This is a genomic window from Skermanella sp. (assembly GCF_059503625.1).
The window spans coordinates 12,978-17,361 of sequence record NZ_JCACHA010000606.1; the positions used below are offsets into that span (position 1 = coordinate 12,978).

Genomic DNA, 4,384 nt, shown 5'->3' on the forward strand with positions numbered 1-4,384 from the left:
ACCACCGAAAGCACCATCGCGGACACGACCGTCAGCGAGAACTGCCGGTAGATGGCGCCGGTCGATCCGCTGAAGAAGGCCATCGGCACGAACACGGCGGACAGCACCAGGGCGATGCCGACCAGGGCGCCGGTGATCTGTCCCATGCTCTTGCGCGTCGCCTCCTTCGGCGACAGGCCGTCCTCCTCCATGACGCGCTCGACGTTCTCGACCACGACGATGGCGTCGTCGACCAGCAGGCCGATCGCCAGCACCATGGCGAACATCGTCAGGGTGTTGATCGTGAAGCCGGCGACTGACAGGATGCCGAAGGTCCCCAGCAGCACCACCGGCACCGCGATCGTCGGGATGATCGTCGCCCGGAAATTCTGGAGGAACAGGTACATGATGACGAAGACGAGCACGATCGCTTCGAGCAGCGTGTGCATCACGCCTTCGATCGACAGCTTGACGAACGGCGTCGTGTCGTAGGGATACGCAACCTCGAGCCCCGCCGGGAAGAAGGGCTTGAGTTCCTCGATGCGCGCCCTCACGGCTTCGGCGGTATCCAGCGCGTTGGCGCCGGTCGCGAGGCTGATGCCGAGACCGGCGGCGGGCTTGCCGTTGTAGCGGGCGATCGTGTTGTAGTTCTCGGCGCCGACGTCGATCCGCGCCACGTCGGACAGGCGGATCTGGGAGCCGTCGGTGTTCACCCGCACCAGGATGCGGCCGAATTCCTCAGGAGTCTGCAAGCGCGACTGCGCGATGATCGTGGCGTTGAGCTGCTGGCCGGGGACCGCAGGGGAGCCGCCGATCTGGCCGGCCGAAACCTCGGCGTTCTGCGCCTCGATGGCGCTTACGACGTCGGTCGTGGTCAGGCCGTAGCTGATCAGCTTGTTGGGGTCGATCCAGATCCGCATGGCGTGCTGGGCGCCGAACAGCGTGATGGTGCCGACGCCCGACACGCGGCTGATCGGGTCCTGGATGTTGGATGCCACGAAGTCGGCGATGTCGTTCTGGCCGATGGTGCCGTCGCTGGAAACGAAGCCCATGACCATCAGGAAGGAGTTGGTGCCCTTGGTCACCTGCACGCCCTGCTGCTGCACTTCCTGCGGAAGGCGCGGCATGGCGAGCTGGAGCTTGTTCTGCACCTGCACCTGGGCGATGTCCGGATCGGCTTCCGGATTGAAGGTCAGCGTGATCTGCGCCGTGCCCGAGCTGTCGCTGTTGGACGAGATATAGCGCAGATGGTCCAGACCGTTCATCTGCTGCTCGATGACCTGGGTCACCGTGCCTTCGACCGTCTGGGCGGAAGCGCCGGGATACGTCGCGTTGATGCGGACCGATGGGGGAGCGATCGAGGGATACTGCTCGATCGGCAGCCCCAGGATGCTCAGGCCGCCCGCCAGCATGATCACGATCGCGATCACCCAGGCGAAGACCGGCCTGTCGATGAAGTATTTTGACATGATGAAGCCTGATCCTGATCGGGGTCCGGAAGCCGGCCCTTACTGAGCCTGCCGCGGGCCACCGTTGCCGGCATCGGCGACATCGCCCGGTTTTTCGGAGTCCACCGCCACCGCGTTGACCTGCGCGCCGGGAGCCACCTTCTGCACGCCTTCGACCACCACGCGGTCGCCGGCGGCGACGCCCTCGGTCACCAGCCACTTGTCGCCGATCGCCCGTTCGGGCTTGATGGTCTTCTGCGCGACCTTCTGGTCCGGCGAGACCGCCCAGACGAAGGCGCTGCCGTCGGGACGGCGGACCACGGCCTGCTGCGGCACCATGAAGGCGTTCTCCAGAGCGCCCCAGTCGATCTTGGCGCGGACGAACAGGCCCGGCAGCAGATCGTTCTCGGGGTTCGGGAAGGTGGCTCTCAGCCGGACCGAGCCGGTCGTCTCGTCGACGCTGACTTCGGAGAACTGAAGCTCGCCCTGATGGGCATAGGGAGCGTCTTCCGTGCTGCCGACGAACAGCGTCACGGGGGCCTTGGTCTCGCCGCTCTGGATGCGGCCCTTGTTCAAGGCCTGACGCAGCCGGAACAGTTCGGCGCTCGACTGAGTGACATCGACATAGATCGGGTCGAGCTGGGTCACGGTCGCCAGCACCTGGGTCTGGTTGGCGGTCACCAGCGCGCCCTCGGTGAAGGCGGAGCGGCCGATCCTGCCCGAGATCGGAGAATTGACCTTGGTGTAATCGAGGTTGATCTGGGCGGTCCGGATCGACGCCTTGGCCGAAGCCACGGCGGCCTCGTTCTCCAGCAGAGTGGCGGCGATGTCGTCGTAGTCCTGCTGGCTGACGGCGCGGGACTTCACGAGGTCGCGGTAGCGGGCCGCCTTGGTCCGCGCCGAATTGGCAGCGGCCTCGGCCCGCGCCAGTTCAGCCTTGGCGGTATCGAGTGCGGCCTGATACGGAGCGGGGTCGATCTGGTAGAGCTGCTGGCCCGCCTTGACCTCCGCTCCTTCCGTGAACAGGCGCTTGAGGATGATGCCGTTGACCTGCGGCCTGACTTCGGCCAAGCGCGCCGCCGTCGTGCGGCCGGGCAGTTCAGTCGCGATATCGACCGATTGCGGCTGGAGCGTGACGACGCCGACTGCCGTCGGCGGCGGGGCCTGCGGGCTGCCCTGGGCCACCGCGTCGGTATTGTCGCAACCCGTTGCAAAAAAAAGAATTGCAACAGTCGCCAAAGAGTTTCTGACTGACCGGAAATTCATCACCGCAGCCCCATGACCTATCTGTTTTTATCAAAGAAGCGACCTGCTTCAGCCATCCGGTCAACGCCCGGATTGAACCTTTCAGTTCTGTACTGTATGATACAGTACATTGCGCACCTGCAAAAAACAAGTCTGTCCAACGGAAGAAAGTCGAATGAGCGAAAGTGACGGGACCATGACCATGACTCCGGATGCCTGCGCCAGGGCCTGCGGGCCGCGCGGCGACGCCCGCCGACGGGCTATCCTGGACGCGGCCTGGACCCTGTTCCTGGAAAAGGGGTTCGAGCGCACCACGCTAGGCGACATCATCGCTTTGTCCGGCGGCTCCCGATCGACCTTGTATGAACAGTTCGGTGACAAGGACGGCCTGTTCGAAACCGCGATCATGCTGAAATGTTCCGAATTCATAGAACGCATGCGCCAGATCCCGCTGGACGGCGGCGATCCGGAACGGACCCTGACCGAATTCGGCATGAGCTTCACCGAATGCGTGCTGTCGCCGGAAAGCCCGAAGTTCCTGCGCCTGCTGATCGCCAGCGGCGACCAGTTCCCCAAGGTGATCGACGCCTTCTTCCAGGGCGCGCCCGACACGGTCCGCCAGATCCTCTCCGACTACCTGCGCGAAGCGACGGCGCGCGGCCAGCTCCACGTCACCGACCCCGACCACGCCGCGACGACCTTCCTGGGCTTCCTCCACGGCGACCAGCAGCTCAAGATGCTGCTGCGCCCGGAACGCCTGGCGACGCCGGAGCAGTTGAAGAAGTTCGTCGAGGGGGTGGTGCGGATCTTCCTGGATGGGGTGCGGTAGAGGGGCGACAGCCGCCAAGTCTGCCAAGACGCCGCGCTGCCGGGTAGAGCGTCTGTCATCGCCGACACCTCCCAGCTTCGGAATACGTGCGTGACCATTGAACTTGAGGATGTGATCTAATACTATCGTTAGGTCGGACCTCTGAGATGCGGTTTCGCGAAGGCGCTAAGCTCAATCTGGAAAAGCCCCATCACGCGTTAGTCCAAGGATGCGTCCATGATCGTGGTTAACCGCAACGGCCTTACCGAAGCGCAGAAGCAAAAGGTCTTGCAACCTTACGCAAGAAACTCCGGCGCGGCGGTCGATTTCAAAGCTGCTGCGGAGCAAGCTGAAGTGTTTTTCAGAGAGAACCCGGATCTTTTCAAAGACGTTGGTGAGCTTCTGAATACCGCTTCCTGAGCAAAATTTTAGATTGTGCAGATGACCAGAGGCGCCCTCAGCGGCGCCTTTGTCGTATGGATTCAAAATGATAAATCTGGCGTCATCCATAATTCCGCAAATTGAGGTTTCGCTTGGCTGCATCATTGCCGTGGATGCTGCTGTCGTCGAGGAAGCCGATGCGAGGTCTGTGATAACGATCAGGCAGATTGCTATCGACCAACCCAACGAGATCAAACAGGCTGGACAGTACGCTTTCTGGATCAGGAAACTGAAGCCCTTAAAAATTATCGATCTGGTTGAGTTGAAAGAAACGATTGTCGAACTCCAAAAGCTATCGTTGGTAAAAGGCTCCATAGAGCAGACACAGTCCATCCAATGCCCGCCGTCGGACGCATCCATGTTCATCAATGAGTTGTTTGCTATCTTGGTGGCGATTGCGATATGCCGAACTGGTGGATACAGAGTGACTATTGAAAAGCAGGCCATGCATGATCTGGCGACA

The 4,384-nt window shown here is 62.1% G+C and carries 5 protein-coding genes; 3 read left to right on the top strand and 2 right to left on the bottom strand.

All coding sequences use genetic code 11. The annotated features are described in order from the left end of the window. On the bottom strand, positions 1–1,448 hold a 1,448-nt coding region (locus AC5JJ6_RS16570), incomplete at its 3' end, for an efflux RND transporter permease subunit (RefSeq protein ID WP_496043115.1). A gap of 39 nt (positions 1,449–1,487) precedes the next feature. Continuing rightward, positions 1,488–2,612 carry an efflux RND transporter periplasmic adaptor subunit gene (locus tag AC5JJ6_RS16575; protein WP_496043116.1) on the bottom strand — a complete coding sequence of 375 codons (1,125 nt, stop codon included), beginning with the start codon at positions 2,610–2,612 and terminating at the stop codon, positions 1,488–1,490. 235 nt (positions 2,613–2,847) lie between these two features. Between AC5JJ6_RS16575 and AC5JJ6_RS16580 the strand changes: the two genes are divergently transcribed. The 3 genes from AC5JJ6_RS16580 to AC5JJ6_RS16590 all read left to right on the top strand — a co-directional run. After that, complete coding sequence (locus tag AC5JJ6_RS16580) at positions 2,848–3,501, top strand: TetR/AcrR family transcriptional regulator (RefSeq protein WP_496043117.1); 654 nt, start codon at positions 2,848–2,850, stop codon at positions 3,499–3,501. A 216-nt stretch (positions 3,502–3,717) separates the two neighbouring features. Continuing rightward, entirely contained in the window at positions 3,718–3,900 is a 183-nt protein-coding gene (locus AC5JJ6_RS16585; RefSeq protein WP_496043118.1) for a hypothetical protein, read from the top strand. Positions 3,901–3,967: 67 nt separating this feature from the next. After that, the coding region (locus AC5JJ6_RS16590) for a hypothetical protein (protein WP_496043119.1) at positions 3,968–4,384 on the top strand (417 nt) is incomplete at its 3' end.

Coding starts and splice junctions, on each gene's coding strand:
- AC5JJ6_RS16580 (WP_496043117.1), top strand. CDS start 2,848: ATGAGCGAAAGTGACGGGACCATGACCATGACTCCGGATGCCTGCGCC.
- AC5JJ6_RS16585 (WP_496043118.1), top strand. CDS start 3,718: ATGATCGTGGTTAACCGCAACGGCCTTACCGAAGCGCAGAAGCAAAAG.